We start from the raw sequence: 17,363 nt of genomic DNA, 5'->3' as shown, positions 1-17,363 counted from the left end.
CTTAGAAAAAAACGCAGGGGACCAGTCCTAGACCTGCGTTTCTTCTCTTATATGAACGTAACCCTCACCGTCTGGGGTGTGGCAGATGGGCGTATTCTTCGCCCTTATCAACAGGAATTAAAATGAGCGAAAGCTTTGCGGAACTCTTTGAAGAAAGCCTAAAAACCCTGAACCTTCAGGCAGGCTCCATCATCACCGGTGTTATCGTTGATATCGATTACCAGGCTCGCTGGGTAACCGTTCACGCTGGCCTGAAGTCTGAAGCACTCATCCCGCTTGAACAGTTCTACAACGATGCTGGCGATCTGACAATCAATGTCGGTGACGAAGTTCACGTTGCTCTGGACTCGGTTGAAGACGGTTTCGGTGAAACCAAGCTGTCCCGTGAAAAAGCCAAGCGCGCTGAATGCTGGATTGTTCTCGAAGCAGCCTTCGCAGCTGAAGAAGTGGTCAAGGGCGTTATCAACGGTAAGGTTAAAGGCGGCTTCACTGTCGACGTTAACGGCATCCGTGCGTTCCTGCCAGGTTCTTTGGTCGACGTTCGTCCAGTGCGCGACACCACGCACCTGGAAGGCAAGGAACTCGAATTCAAGGTCATCAAGCTCGATCAGAAACGCAACAACGTTGTCGTTTCCCGTCGCAGCGTCCTGGAAGCAGAGAACTCCGCCGAGCGTGAAGCTCTGCTGGAATCCCTGCAGGAAGGCCAACAAGTCAAAGGTATCGTCAAGAACCTCACCGATTACGGCGCATTCGTCGATCTGGGTGGCGTCGATGGCCTGCTGCACATTACCGACATGGCTTGGAAGCGTATCAAGCATCCTTCCGAAATCGTCAACGTTGGCGACGAGATCGATGTCAAGGTTCTGAAGTACGATCGTGAGCGCAACCGTGTCTCCCTGGGCTTGAAGCAGCTGGGCGAAGATCCATGGGTCGCTATCAAGGCTCGTTACCCAGAAAGCACCCGCGTTACCGCGCGTGTAACCAACCTGACCGACTACGGCTGCTTCGCAGAGCTGGAAGAAGGCGTGGAAGGCCTGGTACACGTTTCCGAAATGGACTGGACCAACAAGAACATCCACCCTTCGAAAGTCGTACAAGTCGGCGACGAAGTGGAAGTTATGGTTCTGGACATCGACGAAGAGCGTCGTCGTATCTCCCTCGGCATCAAGCAGTGCAAATCTAACCCATGGGAAGATTTCTCTGGCCAGTTCAACAAGGGCGATAAGATCTCCGGCACCATCAAGTCGATCACCGATTTCGGTATCTTCATTGGTCTGGACGGCGGCATCGACGGCCTGGTTCACCTGTCCGACATCTCCTGGAACGAAGTGGGCGAAGAAGCTGTTCGTCGTTTCAAGAAGGGCGACGAGCTGGACACCGTTATCCTGTCGGTTGACCCAGAGCGCGAGCGCATCTCCCTGGGTATCAAGCAGCTGGAAAGCGACCCGTTCTCTGAGTACGTTCAAGAGAACGACAAAGGCGCCATCGTTAAAGGCACTGTGAAAGAAGTTGACGCCAAAGGCGCCATCATCGTTCTGGCCGACGATATCGAAGCGACTCTGAAAGCCTCCGAAATCAGCCGTGACCGCGTTGAAGACGCGCGCAACGTTCTGAAAGAAGGCCAGGAAGTAGAAGCCAAGATCATCAGCGTTGACCGCAAGAGCCGCGTAATCCAACTCTCCATCAAGTCGAAAGACGAGATCGAAGAGAAAGAAGCGATCCAGAGCCTGCGCGACAAGCCAGCGACCTCTGACATCGCTGCAGGCCCGACCACTCTGGGCGACCTGCTGCGTGCACAAATGGAAAAACAGAACTAAGTTCTGCTAGACCATAGAAAAAGGGCGACTTCGGTCGCCCTTTTTTGTGGGTGGGATTTGGCCTGAAGCTGTGACCGGTGTCGTTTCTATCAGTCTATCCTCTGCTGTAAGCTTGGCGCCTCAAATCGTGTAGCTCAGTGAATTAGGTTGACGCTCCTGTCTTGGTTTTTTTGTCTGCGGCCACGGACTTGTTGAGATGAGGTATACCAAGGCGTGAATCTATATTGTTACATGTTTATGTATGGGGGGCATGTTCTAGCAAAAAAACCGTATATTATGCAATTGCCCATCGGTTCATTCAGGAAATATGTGTTCAAGTGGAAATGATAAGTGCATTTGCTGCGTTGGCGGCACTCATGATTGCGTTGTTATCAACTAATTTAATCGTGAATAAATTGGTAGCTCCTTCTGCTCACGGTCGATTTGTGACCATAGATGGTTTACGAGGGTATCTCGCTTTTTTTGTTTTTCTTCATCATTCGTGCATATGGTATTACTATTTGCAATCAGGTGTCTGGGCTTTGCCTCCTTCCAGGCTTTTTGTGCACTTTGGTCAAATTGGTGTCGCTTTATTCTTCATGATTACCGGCTTTCTTTTTTTTAACAAATTATTAGAATCGCGGGGACGAAAGGTTGATTGGCTTCGTTTGTATATCTCTCGCTTTTTGAGATTGACACCTCTTTATTTGTTTTCCATGGCTTTATTATTCTTGATTGTATGGGTGCTCACTAGGGATGGGTTGGTGCAACCGATCGATGAAATTTTGATAGGGGGGTTGAAGTGGATTGGGTTTAGGGTCGTTGGCGCCCCAGATTTAAATGGTCTCTTGGGTACAAGGTACATCAGTGCGGGGGTTACATGGACATTGCCCTATGAGTGGTTTTTCTATCTGTTTCTCCCGGTCATCGCGCTAGCTATAGGTCTGCGTCCGCCTTTCAGGTATTTGTTCTTGGCGGTACTGGCGGTATATGTATTTGAGGTTTATGGGTATAGATATGACTTCGGTTGGTTGTTTTTAGGTGGGATGGGTGCAGCCTTTCTGGTGCGCTACGATCGCTTTAATGCATTTGCTGTTTCAAGGTTGGCAACATGTATTATCGTAGGGGTTATTGTGTTCGTCGTGACCCGATATCCAACCATCTATGTTGGGTTTGAGCCAAAGTTGTTGTTAATGATTGTTTTTTGCTTGATCGCCGGGGGGAATAGTATATTTGGTCTGCTCAAACTTAAAGTGTCACGTGCTATGGGTGAGATGGCGTATAGTATCTATCTGCTCCACGGGATTTTGCTATTTGTGATTTTCAAGTTTGTGCTCGGAAGTGTAAGTGCTAGCCAGTTGACGTTCCTTCAGTATTGGGGGGTGATTGTGTTGGCTACTCCTGTTCTGATATTTGTCTGTGCTTTAACTTTCAGATTTATAGAGAGGCCTGCAATGAGAAGTGTCGACACATTAACCGGGTTGATCAGGGCAAAGAAAAAAAACTCGCTTGAGAGTGCTCGATAATCTGGGCAGTCTGCGTTGTCACCACCTTGCATTGCTGTCTACGACGTTTGACAGCTGGCAGTGCGGGGCTCGGCGCGGCAGCGAAGTCGTGGGAAGGGAGGGGAGGGGCTCTATTACCGATCGGTCAGCCCTTAACGCCACCTAAACGCCCTCGTAGACATTGGTCGCCGAAATTTGCATGTATCAGCGCTCCTGCAGAAAGGGGAGCGTTTTCCTTGATGCTGCGCGCTTGAATTTGGTCTCTTGTGTGCTGTGCTGCTACTTGGGCAAGATAAGTCAAGAGACAGGCTGTTCAAATTCATCAGGTCATGCTAAAACCTTCGGAGCGCTTTTCCTAGCTGCTTGAAAAAGAAGGGAAAAATATGACGAAGTCGGAGTTGATCGAACGAATTGTCACCCATCAAGGGCTGCTCTCATCCAAGGATGTCGAGCTGGCCATCAAGACCATGCTTGAACAAATGTCTCAGTGCCTCGCCACCGGTGATCGCATAGAAATTCGCGGCTTTGGTAGCTTCTCACTGCATTATCGTGCCCCTCGCGTTGGTCGTAACCCGAAAACCGGGCAGTCCGTCAGTCTCGATGGCAAGTTTGTGCCTCACTTTAAGCCGGGCAAGGAATTGCGGGATCGAGTGAACGAAGACGAAGAAGAGGGCGTCTGAGGTTTTTTGGAATTAGGAGAGGTTCATGCGTGGGGTCAAGCGCGTTATTTTGGTGCTGATTGTCCTGCTCGCCGCTTTGGCGATCCTGGCGTTCGTATTGGAAAACCAGCAGAACGTCGCACTGGCGTTTCTGGGATGGAGTACGCCGCAGATGCCGGTTTCGGTGTTTGTTACGTTGGCATTGATTGCCGGGATGTTGATAGGGCCGTTTCTGGGTTTGCTGAGGAAACGAAACGGAAGACGTAAGCAGCAGATCAAAAGCTTTGATAGTCTCTGATGGGAGTACTATTTTTAACTGGTAGCTACCGTTCGTCGGCTGGTCGGGCATGCGGAGTGCGTGATCTTCACGCTTGTTGCTGAGTTCATATTGATGCCGACTTCATGCGGGACCGCGTTTTTCCGTCAGGCGCCCATCTGCATTGCCTAGAGCAAGCAGCGTCAGATTGTTCCTGCAGGCATGTCAAGTCTTGTAATGTATTGAGGAGATGGCAAAATGCAACCTGTTCTCGATAACGGTCATTTTGTGTGCCCAACGCCCGGCAGCGACGCTTGGCTTTGTTGGCTGATCCTATAAGTATAAGAAACCCACAAAATCGTCTGCATAACGAGCCCGCAGTTTCTCTTTGAAGGCAGGTTTTTGTTGTGAGTAGTAGCTTCCGCGCCCCTCCTGTTTCCCTTTCAGATGATCACATAGACCTTTTTGTGCTTTCTCAAGCCATTTGGCGACAGAAGCTGTGCATCGTCGCGGTTGCCGCCGGGTTTGGCTTGGTCGCCGCCGTTTATGCATATGTTGCTACTCCTGAGTACCATGTCAGCAGTGTGCTCAGGCCCGCCGCGATAAATGAGCTTGATGCGCTGAATCGTTCGGACATTTATAAATTGCCGCCAGGCGCTGCCCTGAAAAAAGTTGGAGCATCACTGGAATCCTACGACACGCGTCTTGGTTTTTTTCGTGAAAACCGAAAATTGTTCGAAGAATTTGAGCGTCCGGGGCGAACGTTGGAGCAAAGTTTCGAAGAATTTAATGCTGACTCTATCAGGCTAACCCTCCCTGATCCTAAAAAAGCCGACTCCCTAAGCGCTTACATAAAGTTGTCGATGAACTATCCGAAGAATGTGGATGGTGTAGCGATTCTTAACGGTCTGGTTGATTACGCGATCAAGATTGAGCGGCAGCAGATTGCTAATGACATGGAAGTCATCGTCGACAACAGGTTGAATGAAATCAACGGCAAGCTGGATGCGGCCCGAGCCAGTTACGAGAATAGTAAAGAGGCTAAAATCGCATCGTTGATGGAGGCCGACACTGTGCGTCGTGCTCAGTTGCGCGATGAGTTGAAGGCGCTCAGGGCACAATTGAAGACGCGACGTGCCAACCGGGTTGCACAGTTGGACGAAGCCATCGGTATCGCACGCTCGCTGGGTATAAAAAAACCAGCGACGCCGTCTTCCTTGGGGGAAGCTGATCGCGGTGGCTCTTCAAGCGTAATGCGTACAGAAATCAACAATCAGCAGATTCCGCTGTACTTCATGGGCGTAGACGCGCTCCTGGCGGAAAGAACAGCCTTGGTACGGCGCAAGTCCGATGACTTTACCGAGGCACGCATAGCGGAGATCGTCAAGGAGCTACAGCTTCTCGAGGTGAACCGCAAAATTGAAGTGCTGAATGCGCGTGAAAAAGAGGATCTTTTCTTGCGTGACGTGGAGCCGCTGCGTGCAGAAGAGGCGCGCCTGCGCAATCTAAATCTTGATATTAGCCGTATCAAGCTTGTGACTATTGATAGGGTGGCATTGGAACCCTTGGAGCCTGTAAAGCCTCGTAAAACCCTGCTTATAGTCTTGGGGGTTTTACTAGGTTTCATTGTAGGTTTGGGGGGCGTAGTTCTTAGGCAGCTGTTCTTGTTGAAAAAAGAGGGTGGTGAAAATTTTTCGCACTCAGTAGCTCCTGCGATGATGGAAGGGGATGTCACTAATGCTCTGCCGCGGAGCCCGAGTGATCGCGGTTGATGCGGCTTTGATTTTCAGGTTGTTATGGATAATCATGCGCATGTCATGATCGGTCTGTTGCCTCAGGCAAGGTGTAGCGCCATCTGTTGGCGTGAATTGACCGCTTGTACGGAAGCGGTTTGAGGACCGCTTTGCATGGATCGTTCGGTCTGTATGTTATGCTCCGAGGCCACGTAGCCGAGTTGCACAATAGCTTGGGTCAGCGTCGCCGAGCCGGTGGGGCTGCTGAAAATAACGAAGTTTTCAAGGAGGAAATTCATCGAAGCGTCGAAATTCTAGAGTTAGATTCGAGTCTAAAGCGTCGAGGCGACTGAGGCATAACTGGTTGGACCCTCGAAAAGGGCTGAAAAATCAGGAAATAGCCCTATTCCCTCAGCTAGCTCAGTCATCTCCCTGCTTTTTGCTTTAGTCATGATGACCTACGCTGCTCGTATTAAGGCGTAGGGACGAAAATGTTGCGGTCACCATCAATCGAATTGAATTCAAGGTGATCTTAGGCTTCGCCTTGAGGTTGATAGTGATGAGCGAAGTATTGTTTTCAGTGCGGTAGCAGACATATGAACGTAGCGTTTGATTTTCCCTCATTGCGAATGATGGCTTATTGATACTGGTTGAGGGGGCTTTGGCTAATCCGATCTGTGAAAAATATAGCTATTGCTGAGCAAGGATGTGAAAGCTTGCAGTGATTGGGATTTTCGCTTCATTTTTCGGGCGTTCAATTTTATATCCAGCCCTGTATTGTGTGCTTTTAATAATGGGCGTCCAGGAAGGCTTCTGCGAAGGTATCGAGCCTGGATGTACTTGTTTCTTTGATTTTGGAGTTGTCGTGTGAAGACATTGTGCGTTTTTGGTACTCGTCCCGAGGCGATCAAGATGGCTCCGTTAGCTCTTGCGCTGGCAGCCGATGAGCGCTTTGAGGCCAAGGTCTGCGTTACTGGCCAGCATCGAGAAATGTTGGACCAGGTTTTGGAGTTGTTTGACATCCAGCCCGATTATGATTTGAACATCATGAAGGCAGGCCAGGATCTGACAGACGTCACGACATCAATCCTGCAAGGCATGAAAGCGATATTGGCGGAATTTCAGCCGGATATAGTTTTGGTTCACGGCGATACGGCGACAACATTTTCTGCGAGTCTGGCGGCGTACTTTCAACAGATCCCGGTAGCGCACGTAGAGGCGGGTTTGCGCACGGGTAATCTCTATTCGCCATGGCCCGAAGAGGGTAACCGCAAGCTCACTGGCGCGTTGGCTAATTTGCACTTTGCTCCAACGTCAAACTCCCAGGATAATCTGCTGCGCGAAGGCGTCAGCGCTGATCGCATCGTGGTCACCGGAAACACTGTCATCGATGCTCTGTTGGAGGTCGTCAATCGACTTGATCAGGATAGCGATCTCAGGGCTCGGGCGGCTGCTCCAGCGGCTTTTCTCGATTCAAGTCGCAAGTTGATTCTGGTGACCGGACACCGACGCGAGAGTTTTGGCGACGGTTTTGAGCGAATCTGTAGAGCGCTTATAGAGGTTGCCACGGCTCATCCAGAGGTCGATATTGTTTACCCCGTACACCTGAATCCGAATGTTCGTGAGCCCGTCAATCGATTGCTGACCGGTATCAACAACGTCCATTTGATAGAGCCTCTGGAATATTTGCCCTTCGTCTACATGATGAGTCGTTCGTACATCATTCTTACCGACTCGGGCGGTATCCAGGAAGAGGCCCCCTCATTGGGCAAGCCAGTACTGGTCATGCGCGATACCACTGAGCGACCCGAGGCTGTAGCTGCTGGTACGGTCAAGCTGGTGGGTACGCAAACGGAACGCATCGTTCAGGAGCTTAAGCAGTTGTTGGAAGACCCCGTCGCCTACGCGAATATGAGTTATGCGCACAATCCTTACGGCGAAGGGGATGCTTGCAAACGTATACTGGCGGCGCTGGCAGCATTGGATCAGTAAGTGAGTCCAGGGCCTTTCACGCATCACCTGAAATTCCGGCGCTGAGTGAAAAAAAACTGCACGTGGCCTAGTCATTCCAAGTTCAAATCGTTGTAAGGAACATTATGCCGTTTCAAACTATCTCTGTTGTCGGCCTTGGCTATATTGGGCTTCCCACTGCTGCTGTATTTGCGTCGCGCAAAAAACACGTAATTGGTGTTGACGTCAATTCAGATACAGTCGCGATCATCAATAAGGGCAGTATTCATATTGTTGAGCCCGACCTGGATATGGTGGTGCACGCAGCCGTGACTAACGGTTATCTGCGAGCGACGACGACTCCAGAAGCGGCTGACGCGTTCTTGATCGCCGTGCCTACCCCCTTCAACGCGGACTACACGCCTGATCTGGGGTATATTCAATCGGCCAGTGAGGCCATTGCTCCGGTTCTTAAAAAGGGCGACTTGGTTATCTTGGAGTCCACTTCTCCCGTCGGCGCAACCGAACAGATGTCTGCCTGGCTGGCATCTGCGCGTCCGGACTTGAGTTTCCCCCAGGATTGCGGCGAAGATTCCGATATTCGTATTGCCCACTGTCCGGAGCGTGTATTGCCGGGTCACGTACTGCGCGAGTTGGTACAGAACGATCGGGTGATTGGCGGCATGACGCCAAAGTGCTCTGCGGCGGCCGTCTCGCTGTATCAGATCTTCGTTGAGGGCGAGTGTGTCATCACCAATGCCAGAACGGCGGAGATGTGCAAGCTGACCGAAAACAGCTTCCGCGATACCAATATTGCGTTTGCCAACGAACTGTCGATGATTTGCGACAAGCTGCAGATCAATGTCTGGGAGTTGATTCGCCTGGCCAATCGCCATCCTCGTGTGAATATCCTACAGCCTGGGCCAGGTGTAGGTGGGCACTGCATTGCCGTTGATCCTTGGTTCATTGTCAGCAAGACACCGAAGGAAGCCCGTCTGATTCGCATGGCACGTGAGGTCAATGATAGTAAGCCTGAGTGGGTGTTGGAAAAGACCAAGCTGGCGGTGGCCGAGTTTCTTCAGGCCAATCCAGACAAGACTGCTCGTGAAGTAACGATTGCCTGTTTGGGCTTGGCATTCAAGCCGGATATTGATGACTTGCGCGAGAGCCCTGCACTTGCCATTACCCGGAAAATCCTGGCCTCTCACCCAGGTACGGTCGTTGCTGTTGAGCCGAACATCGAAGCATTGCCGAGTCAATTGGCTGATCAACTGAAGCTGGTTACAACCGAGTCGGCAATCGCCGATGCGGACGTTATCGTACTTCTGGTGGATCACAAGACCTTCAAGAAAATCCCGGCTACCATCCTTGAGACTCACAAAGTCGTTGATACTCGTGGCGTGTGGTCGGCTTGACCGCGAACCTTCGGGTTATGCAATGGGCCAATGAAAGAGTGTAAATGAGGCGGATGGACGCGAGCGTTCATCCGCATGTCCGTACTTGAGAAACTGTCTGGAATACTGAGAGGCAAGCCAGTATGCAATTGATTCAGCCAGTCTTGGCTAATCTCGTTACGGGGCAATGCTGGCGCCTTGCCGCTGATTCAGATGAAGCCTGTTCCTCAGGCATCGGGAACGCTCTATGAGGATTATGCGTGCGGGTTAACGCAAACGTTGTCAACGGTATATCGTTGATGGCAATACAAGGGGCTAACGCATTGTTCCCCCTGCTGGTCTTTCCTTATTTGCTGACATTGTTGGGTAAGGGCGCGTTTGCCGAACTGGTTGTGGCAGAAGCCATGGCATTTTACGTGCTGACCGTTTGCCTTTACAGTTTCGACACCAGTGGCGTGAATTCTATTGTTGAGGCGCGAAAGCAGGGTGATCTGTCAGAGGAGGCCGAGTGTTTTTTTAATATTCTTGGCGCGCGTATTTTTTTGTTTTTCGTGTCGGCGCTTCCTTTGGCTGGCGCTTACCATCTCTTTTCTGACGGCAGTTTGGCCGTACTGCTGGCTTGGTTATGCTTCGTGCTGGGCATGATTTTTCAATGCAATTATTATTTTCAGGCCGTCGAACGCAACTTACCGTTAGCGGTTTTTGTATTGGTTTCGCGGTTCGGTGCTGTATTGGCCATTTATCTTTTTGTGGGCGGGGCGACGGATCTGTTGCTCGCTTCGCTAATATTGGCGGGTAGTTTTTTAGCGTCCGGTATCGCTGCTTTTTTCTATTTGCTTTACCGCTTCGGTGCAGGAAACTTACGCTCGATGAGTGTTCGTTCGATTGTTTCTCTACTCGGTGATGGGCGTCACCTGTTTTTCGGCAACATCTCTGTAGCACTGTTTCGCGGTGCCAATATCCTGATTCTAGCCGGCGTTTCCAACAGCGCAGCCGTCTCCGCCTATGCCGTGGCCGAGAAGGTAGTAAAAAGTATCCAAGCCTTGGCTCGGCCACTTAATCAACTGTTCATGCCTAAAGCCGTTAAAGCTTGGTCGTTGTTGCCGGTTGAGGAAAAAACGCCATCGAAGGCATTTGATCTGATCTGGATTAATACGCGGATTCAGCTAGGCGTAATGTTCTTTGTAATGCCGCTTGGGGTGTTTGCGATCTATGTAGGACACCTCTTTGGTTTGCTGCCTGGGTTCGGCGACGAAGTGCTTCTGCTTATCGTATTGCTGGCACCGGCGGTGATATTTGGTGTTGCAAATGCCATGTTTGGAGCTGTGGGGTTAACGTTAATCGGTGCACAGGCCTATTTTGCGCGCTCTGTATTTGCTGTGGGGGCCTCTATTTTTCTGTTTTCACTGGTGGCGTCGTACTTCTACGATGCCGTCGGGGCGTCAGTAGCTTTTGTTTTGGCTGAGGTGTTGTTGTTGGTTATGTTTATGTGGAAGTATCAGCGGAAATTAAAGAATGGATAATTTTTGGGTTTTTAAATGTATAAGTTTGTTTTTGTCTTTTTTCTTTCTGCTCGGAGCGTGGTGCGCTAAAAAAGTTTTTAGAATCTGGTTAAATCCGGTTTCTATATTTTTGCTTTTTTGGTTTTTTTATACTATGTTTCCCCTTCTGGTAGCTTTCGAAGCTCCCGTTAATCCTTTGGTTATTTTATATATATTGTCGTTCTGTTTTGCTTTTTCCTTATCCTGTTTTTTCTTTCCGTGGTACATCGCATTAGCTCGAAATGAGAGCAAGTTGCCTTCAAGTTATTACTTTAATAGACCGTTGATTGTCGCGGCATTTTATGGTGCTGCCGGATTTTCGGCATTGATGATTTTTATGGGCGTATTGCAACAAGGAATTTCGATTGACCAACTGCTCGCGAATCCGATTGCTGTAGGTGGCGTTTACGCTGGAAAACGTTACTCAGGTGAAATTGTATCCAGTGTTTATGCGCAGCTTGGTCTACAGTGTAGCTATTACACTGCTGTTTTCGGTGGTTTGGTGTATGGTGCGCGTGGCGCTGCCAAAGGAAAAATAAAACTTCTAATAGTGTCTTTTCTTCCAGCCTTGCTCGTAATGTTTCTACAAAGTGCTAAAGGGCTTTTTTTCTTTTCTATTTTTTTGTTTCTTGGTGGGCTTTTGGTTGCTAGAGTCTATGATAAAAATTACACGCTGATTAATTATCAGGGTTTTCGCAGTTTATCTCTGTATGGGTTGTTAGTGTTTCCTATAGTCATTGCCTCATTTTTGTCTCGAGGTATTTATGAGCTTGATGACACAACGTTGATATTGAATCGCCTTAGGTATTATTTGGTTACCTACTCTTCCGTGCATTTGCCCGCTTTTTCTGACTGGTTTTCTGAGCGTTATTTGGGTGAGTCTTTGATGAGTTATCGACATGATACGCTGACGATGGGTTATTATACGTTTATGTCTCTATTTCAGTTGGCTGGTGATGATCGTAGTTTGCCTATGGGTATATATGATGAGTTTTATACTTATGGAGATTATGTTAAGGGTAATTTGTTTACGGTTTTTCGCGGAATTATCAATGACTTTGGTCTGATAGGTAGCATGTTTTTTGCTTTTTTTATGGGGCTTCTTTGTAATCTTGGTTATTGGCGCCTGTTGAGTCATAAGAATAGTGCGTTTGCAATTGTGTTCTTTGTTTATTTCGTTGCTATAAGTTATCAGACCTACATAATAAGCTCTATGAGTTGGCTGACACTTCCATTGGTTTTTACGGTTCAATGGATTTTATTGTTTTTGTTGATGAGAGTTAAAGTCTAATTGAGGTCTGAAGTGAAAATTCTCTTGGTTCCTGTTTGTTATAACGCCTACGAAGACGCAGGTCGTTTTCTGGCGTCTGTCGATCTGGCTTATCGGGCCTGTCCAGGTCTGGTGTTGGATGTAGTCCTTGCGGACAATTCAACCATTTCACCGATTAAGGACTTTTCCTCCAGTGACTACGCTTACTCATTCAAACATCTGAAAAACGAAAATGTCGGCTATTTTCCAGCATTTAATAAAGCATTGGCGAGTCAGCCTCAAGGGGTTGAGAGCTATGACTTCGTGGTGGTTTGCAACGTTGATCTGGTGGTTGCCGAGGATTTTTTTCAGACTCTCTTGGCGCATCCATTGGGCAACGAAACCGGTTTGATAGCCCCCGGCATTTTTTCCGATAAGGATGGCCGGGACTTGAATCCGAAGATGATGAGCCGCCCGACGGCACGTAAGATCAACTTCATGCGGATGGTTTGCTCTAACATTGTGCTATTTCGTTGGTACCACAAGCTGGTACGTATGCGTGAGTTGGCACGTTCCCGTGAGCAACGACGTGATCGCGGCCTTACAAGCGCGACCCCGACGGCCGCTGCGGTGGAGTCACCTATGTATGGTGCCCATGGTTCGTTCATGATTTTCACCCGGCGTTACTTTGCCAAGGGCGCCGACGTCGCTTACCCACGTTTTCTGTTTGGGGAAGAAGGCTTTGTTGCCGAACAGTTGCGCAGGCATGGCTTGAGCATTGAACATGTCCCAGGAGTGCGGGTTTTTGACAAGGAACACGCCTCGACCTCACAGGTGAAGTTGGACTTCATCTGTGCGGAGCACAAGAAGTCATACGACTACTTCTATACGCATTTTTTAAGGAACAGGTCCTAGCATCATGGCAAATACAGGATTGGTTAAGAAGATTTTTGCTCTGTCGCCGCATATCGAAATGCTCGGCCGGCGTGTGTATTGGCGCAACGTTCAACGTCTGGCCGGCAAGGTAAAGAAAAGCGCCAAGAAGAAGCGCCCTACCGAGACAGAGCAGACCAAACCTTTCGATTACCTTGCATTAGATCGTTATCTCAAAGACTGCGGTGCTCGTGCGGGTTCCTTGATGGTAGTGCACTCCGCATTTGCACCTTTTAAAGGGCGGGTGTCCGGGCCTGATGAAATGGTCGAGTTTTTGCTAGGGGTAGTCGGTGCCAGCGGTACGCTGGCAATGCCGGCGATGCCTATGTTCAGCAATTCGCGTTCGGTGGAGGAGTACCTGTCGACCAAGCCCGATGACAAGGTCTACGTCTACAACGTGCAGAAGTCGCGGATAAAGACCGGCGTTTTGCCTGGTGCGTTGCATAAGCGTGCCGGTTCGGTACGTAGTCGTCATCCGATCAATACGATGGTGGCCTCAGGCAAGCTTGCCGAGGTACTGATGGACGGTAATCTGACGGGAAATTCACCCCTGGCTTGTGGCGTGAACTCTTCCTGGAGCCGTTGCGTCGAACATGATGCACTGATCGTGGGCCTGGGGACTGACCTGACGCATAGTCTCACAATGATCCATGTGGCTGAGGATGTGAAGGATGCAGAATGGCCGGTCAGTGATTGGTATGTCGAGAAGCATTTTCTCATTAAGGATGGCGACTTCGAGGAGTCCCGCGTGCTGCGTGAGCGCGCACCTCGTTGGGGCGCGTTGCATTTTGGTGAACGGACGCTGTGTAAGGACTTGCTGGCAGCCGGTTTGCTGAAAACCGCGGTTATCGACGGAGTGGTTGTCGAGGTCCTTTCGGCCAAGGCGCTGATTGCGTTTCTTGATGCAAGAAATCACTCCGGTTATCCCTATTTCTGGGTGGGCTCATGAAGCCGGAATATGTATTGCCCAGGTTGAAACCTTTATTTCTGGATGACGCGGGACGTCTGGTGCTGGGGAAGGCCAATACGTTGTATCGACGCACTGAAGACGGTGTCCTTGAGCGCTTGGTTACTGTGCCTGAGTCGAGTAAAAGACGCTTGCTGGCGGCATCCCGCTGGACGTTTCGTCTGGCACGACTGGGCTTCGGAACAGGGGCTTTTTTTCAGGGCCTGTATTTTTTTTCTTATGGTGCCAAGCTTTACAGCTATTGTCCCGAGCAGGGGCAGTTACGTTGTGAGTTTTCGTTCAGGGTAGGTCGTGGACCGCTGAGCTTTTCCGTTATCGAGGGCGTTCCGGGTTTTGAGGACGGTATCTACTTCGGCGAGTATTTTGGCAACCGACAGCGCGATCCGGTCCACGTTTATAAGCGTGGTGAAGATGCTGGGTGGACCGTGGCCTATTCCTTTGCCACGGGTGAAATCAATCACATTCATGGTCTGGTGCCGGACCCTAAGCGTGGCTGTATCTGGCTGTTGGCAGGTGATTTTGAGCACTCGGCCAGTATTTGGATGGTCAAAGAAGGTTTCGCCCAAGTAGAACCCATTCTAAGGGGGGATCAGGCCCATCGCGCTTGTATCGCGTTTCCTATAGAACAGGGCCTGCTTTATGCGACGGACACGCAAATTACTCGGAACACCATCAGATTGCTGGTCCAACGTGACGGAAAATGGGTGTCTGAGCCGCTTTTAGATATCAATGGTTCGTGTATCTATGGCTGCGAGTTGCATGACTACTTTGTATTCTCGACAGCTACTGAGCCTTCGGATCAAAAGGGTAACCCCTTTATGGCGCTTCTGGATCGTCGGCCTGGCCCTGGAATAATCGAGAACAAATCCGATGTAGTAGTGGTGAGCAAAGCAAATTTGTCCCCTCGGATTTTGTTTTCCAAAGATAAGGACTTTTTACCTTATCGGCTCTTCCAGTTTGGTGCCGTTCAGTTCCCCCACGGGATCGCCCGTGATAACACCCTGTTTGCCTATTCAGTCGGCAACAAGGTGAATGATCTTGCTACCGAAGTGTATTGCGTGGATTGTAAATAATATTTTTGCGTTGAGGGTGGTATGAAGCAGATTCTTCAAGATATGGCCAAGGGCGGCACAACCGTAACAGTAGCCCCCGCGCCGCAAGTCTCCCGTGAACATGTGGTGATCAACACTACCGTGTCTCTGATCTCTGCCGGTACCGAGCGGATGCTGGTGGGCTTCGGCAAGGCATCCTATCTGGATAAGGCACGCCAACAGCCTGAAAAGGTCAGGATGGTGCTGGAGAAGGTCAACACCGATGGTCTGATGACGACGATTGAGGCCGTACAATCCAAGCTGGCTCAGCCACTTCCTCTCGGGTACTGCAATGTAGGCGTGGTGGGCGAGGTTGGTGCTGGTGTGCAAGGGCTCAAGACCGGTGATCGTGTTGTTTCAAACGGTCCTCACGCCGATGTGGTTAAAGTAGCGAAAAATCTGTGCGCGCGCATCCCTGACAGCGTCGATGATGAGTCCGCGGCATTCGTCGTAGTGGCCAGCATTGGCTTGCAGGGCATTCGATTGGCACAACCGACGCTGGGCGAAGCCTTTGTGGTCACCGGTGTTGGTCTGATCGGGCTGCTCACCGTGCAGTTGTTGCGGGCACACGGCTGCCGTGTGCTGGCAATTGACTTTGATGAGGCGAAACTCGAACTGGCTCGTCAGTACGGTGCGCAGATTTGCAACCCTGGGAAGGGCGAAGACCCCGTGGCCGCAGGCCTGGCCTTCAGTCGCGGCCAAGGCGTCGATGGCGTGATCATCACCGCGTCGACCAAATCCAATGACCCGGTAACCCAGGCTGCGCGGATGAGTCGCAAGCGTGGACGGATCATTTTAGTGGGCGTAACTGGACTGGAGCTCAACCGCGCCGATTTCTACGAGAAGGAATTGAGCTTCCAGGTTTCCTGTTCCTATGGTCCAGGGCGTTACGATCCCGAGTATGAAGAAAAGGGACAGGATTACCCTGTGGGCTTCGTGCGCTGGACTGAACAACGGAATTTTGAAGCGGTCCTGGACATGCTTGACAGTGGCCAATTGGAAGTCAAGACGCTGATCACCCATCGCTTTGCCTTTGAGGACGCTCCAGACGCATATGAAGCCCTGACCCAAGACAAGTCAGGCCTCGGTATGCTGTTGCTGTACACCTCGCCGGTCGCCGAGCGTGCCGTGCGGCAGGTGCCGCTTTCAACGTCCGCGACTTTTGACGCACAACGTCCGGTCATGGGGTTCATTGGTGCTGGCAATTATGCCTCTCGCGTCCTGATTCCTGCCTTTAAGGCCGCAGGCGCGCAGTTCCATACGATCGTTACTGCGGGTGGCATCAATAGCGTCATTCATGGGGCGAAATCCGGTTTTGCTCAAGCCTCGACCGATATGGATGCAATGCTGGCGGACTCGTCGATCAATACCATTGCCATTGTGACACGCCATGACAGTCATGCGCGGTTTGTCGCCAAGGCGTTGCTGGCAGGCAAGCACGTATTTGTCGAGAAACCGCTGGCAATTACAGAGGGCGAATTGGAGGAGGTGAAGGCCGCCTATCAAACCGCTCACCTGCAAGGCAAGGGGCCACAGTTGATGGTGGGTTTCAATCGCCGCTTTGCACCCCAGGTGCAGAAGATGAAGAGTTTGCTGGAAGCTGTCAAAGAGCCAAAAACCTTCATCATGACCATGAATGCGGGGGCCATTCCATCCAGTCATTGGACCCAGGACATTACGGTCGGCGGTGGTCGGATCATCGGTGAGGCCTGTCACTTCATCGACTTGATGCGCTATCTGGTGGGCAGCCCTATCGTTTCCATTCAGGCGCGACGGATGGGTGACTCTCCGGCAGTAGAGGTCTGTGAGGATAAAGCGTCAATTACGCTGGGATTTGAAGACGGCTCATTCGGGACGATTTTGTACTTGGCAAATGGCGCTGGCAGCTTCCCCAAAGAGCGGGTTGAAGTGTTCGCTGCTGGCCGAGTGCTGCAACTTGACAACTTCCGTAAGTTGAAAGGTTTCGGCTGGCCGGGTTTCAGTAAGTTCAATCTGTGGAAGCAGGACAAAGGGCAGCGACAGTGTGCAAGCGCCTTTTTGCAAGCCATTGAGCGTGGTACCCAGCCGGTCATCCCTTATGAAGAAATCATCGAGGTTGCTCGAGTATCGGTAGAAGTGGCTGCCATGTTGCGTAACCAGCAGGGTTGATCGGCGGAATGTCACTTCAAAAAATCAGTCGACTGGTTCATACCGTCCGATACCTCACCTTCCGGCAGGTGGCGTATCGACTGTACTACCGTTTTGTTCGGGTGGGCCTCGGACAGTTCCGCGACATTACGGCTCGTAGCT

The 17,363-nt window shown here is 50.5% G+C and carries 14 protein-coding genes; 13 read left to right on the top strand and 1 reads right to left on the bottom strand.

The genetic code is table 11. From position 1 onward, the window contains the following. Positions 1-122 precede the first annotated feature (122 nt). From rpsA to BLU75_RS13885, 5 genes are all read left to right on the top strand, one after another. On the top strand, positions 123-1,817 hold the full coding sequence (gene rpsA / locus BLU75_RS13905) for a 30S ribosomal protein S1 (RefSeq protein ID WP_084378134.1): 1,695 nt from the start codon (positions 123-125) through the stop codon (positions 1,815-1,817). Positions 1,818-2,140: 323 nt separating this feature from the next. Beyond that, entirely contained in the window at positions 2,141-3,322 is a 1,182-nt protein-coding gene (locus BLU75_RS13900) for an acyltransferase family protein (RefSeq protein WP_231982674.1), read from the top strand. Between the two features lie 362 nt (positions 3,323-3,684). Next, on the top strand, positions 3,685-3,981 hold the full coding sequence (ihfB, locus tag BLU75_RS13895; RefSeq protein WP_003218804.1) for an integration host factor subunit beta: 297 nt from the start codon (positions 3,685-3,687) through the stop codon (positions 3,979-3,981). Positions 3,982-4,006: 25 nt separating this feature from the next. After that, complete coding sequence (locus BLU75_RS13890; RefSeq protein WP_084378136.1) at positions 4,007-4,258, top strand: lipopolysaccharide assembly protein LapA domain-containing protein; 252 nt, start codon at positions 4,007-4,009, stop codon at positions 4,256-4,258. A gap of 365 nt (positions 4,259-4,623) precedes the next feature. After that, positions 4,624-5,988, top strand: coding sequence for a Wzz/FepE/Etk N-terminal domain-containing protein (locus BLU75_RS13885; RefSeq protein WP_084378137.1), 1,365 nt, complete (start codon positions 4,624-4,626; stop codon positions 5,986-5,988). 62 nt (positions 5,989-6,050) lie between these two features. Here the strand turns inward: BLU75_RS13885 and BLU75_RS27480 are convergent, their stop codons facing one another. Continuing rightward, positions 6,051-6,248 (bottom strand): hypothetical protein, encoded by a 198-nt coding sequence (locus tag BLU75_RS27480; RefSeq protein ID WP_084378138.1) that lies wholly within the window; start codon positions 6,246-6,248, stop codon positions 6,051-6,053. A 613-nt stretch (positions 6,249-6,861) separates the two neighbouring features. Between BLU75_RS27480 and wecB the strand changes: the two genes are divergently transcribed. The 8 genes from wecB to BLU75_RS13840 all read left to right on the top strand — a co-directional run bounded on the left by wecB (position 6,862) and on the right by BLU75_RS13840 (position 17,222). Further along, positions 6,862-7,941: a non-hydrolyzing UDP-N-acetylglucosamine 2-epimerase gene (gene wecB / locus BLU75_RS13875; protein ID WP_231982673.1), complete on the top strand. Its 1,080-nt coding sequence runs from the start codon at positions 6,862-6,864 to the stop codon at positions 7,939-7,941. A gap of 104 nt (positions 7,942-8,045) precedes the next feature. Beyond that, entirely contained in the window at positions 8,046-9,314 is a 1,269-nt protein-coding gene (gene wecC, locus BLU75_RS13870) for a UDP-N-acetyl-D-mannosamine dehydrogenase (RefSeq protein ID WP_084378140.1), read from the top strand. Between the two features lie 302 nt (positions 9,315-9,616). Next, positions 9,617-10,816 carry an oligosaccharide flippase family protein gene (locus BLU75_RS13865; protein WP_169716214.1) on the top strand — a complete coding sequence of 400 codons (1,200 nt, stop codon included), beginning with the start codon at positions 9,617-9,619 and terminating at the stop codon, positions 10,814-10,816. After that, positions 10,809-12,125, top strand: coding sequence for an O-antigen polymerase (locus tag BLU75_RS13860; RefSeq protein WP_084378142.1), 1,317 nt, complete (start codon positions 10,809-10,811; stop codon positions 12,123-12,125). Before BLU75_RS13865 ends, BLU75_RS13860 begins: the two co-directional genes overlap by 8 nt. A gap of 12 nt (positions 12,126-12,137) precedes the next feature. Next, complete coding sequence (locus BLU75_RS13855) at positions 12,138-12,998, top strand: glycosyltransferase family 2 protein (protein ID WP_084378143.1); 861 nt, start codon at positions 12,138-12,140, stop codon at positions 12,996-12,998. A 4-nt stretch (positions 12,999-13,002) separates the two neighbouring features. Continuing rightward, positions 13,003-13,965, top strand: a complete 963-nt coding sequence (locus BLU75_RS13850) for an AAC(3) family N-acetyltransferase (protein ID WP_084378144.1) — start codon at positions 13,003-13,005, stop codon at positions 13,963-13,965. Further along, complete coding sequence (locus BLU75_RS13845) at positions 13,962-15,056, top strand: hypothetical protein (protein WP_084378145.1); 1,095 nt, start codon at positions 13,962-13,964, stop codon at positions 15,054-15,056. The genes BLU75_RS13850 and BLU75_RS13845 overlap by 4 nt, the downstream gene beginning before the upstream one ends. A gap of 21 nt (positions 15,057-15,077) precedes the next feature. Beyond that, positions 15,078-17,222: a bi-domain-containing oxidoreductase gene (locus BLU75_RS13840; protein ID WP_084378146.1), complete on the top strand. Its 2,145-nt coding sequence runs from the start codon at positions 15,078-15,080 to the stop codon at positions 17,220-17,222. The last annotated feature ends 141 nt before the right edge of the window (positions 17,223-17,363 follow it).

Source organism: Pseudomonas mucidolens, from assembly GCF_900106045.1.
Taxonomy (GTDB): Bacteria; Pseudomonadota; Gammaproteobacteria; order Pseudomonadales; family Pseudomonadaceae; genus Aquipseudomonas; species Aquipseudomonas mucidolens.
This window is presented reverse-complemented; position numbering and strand designations above follow the sequence as displayed.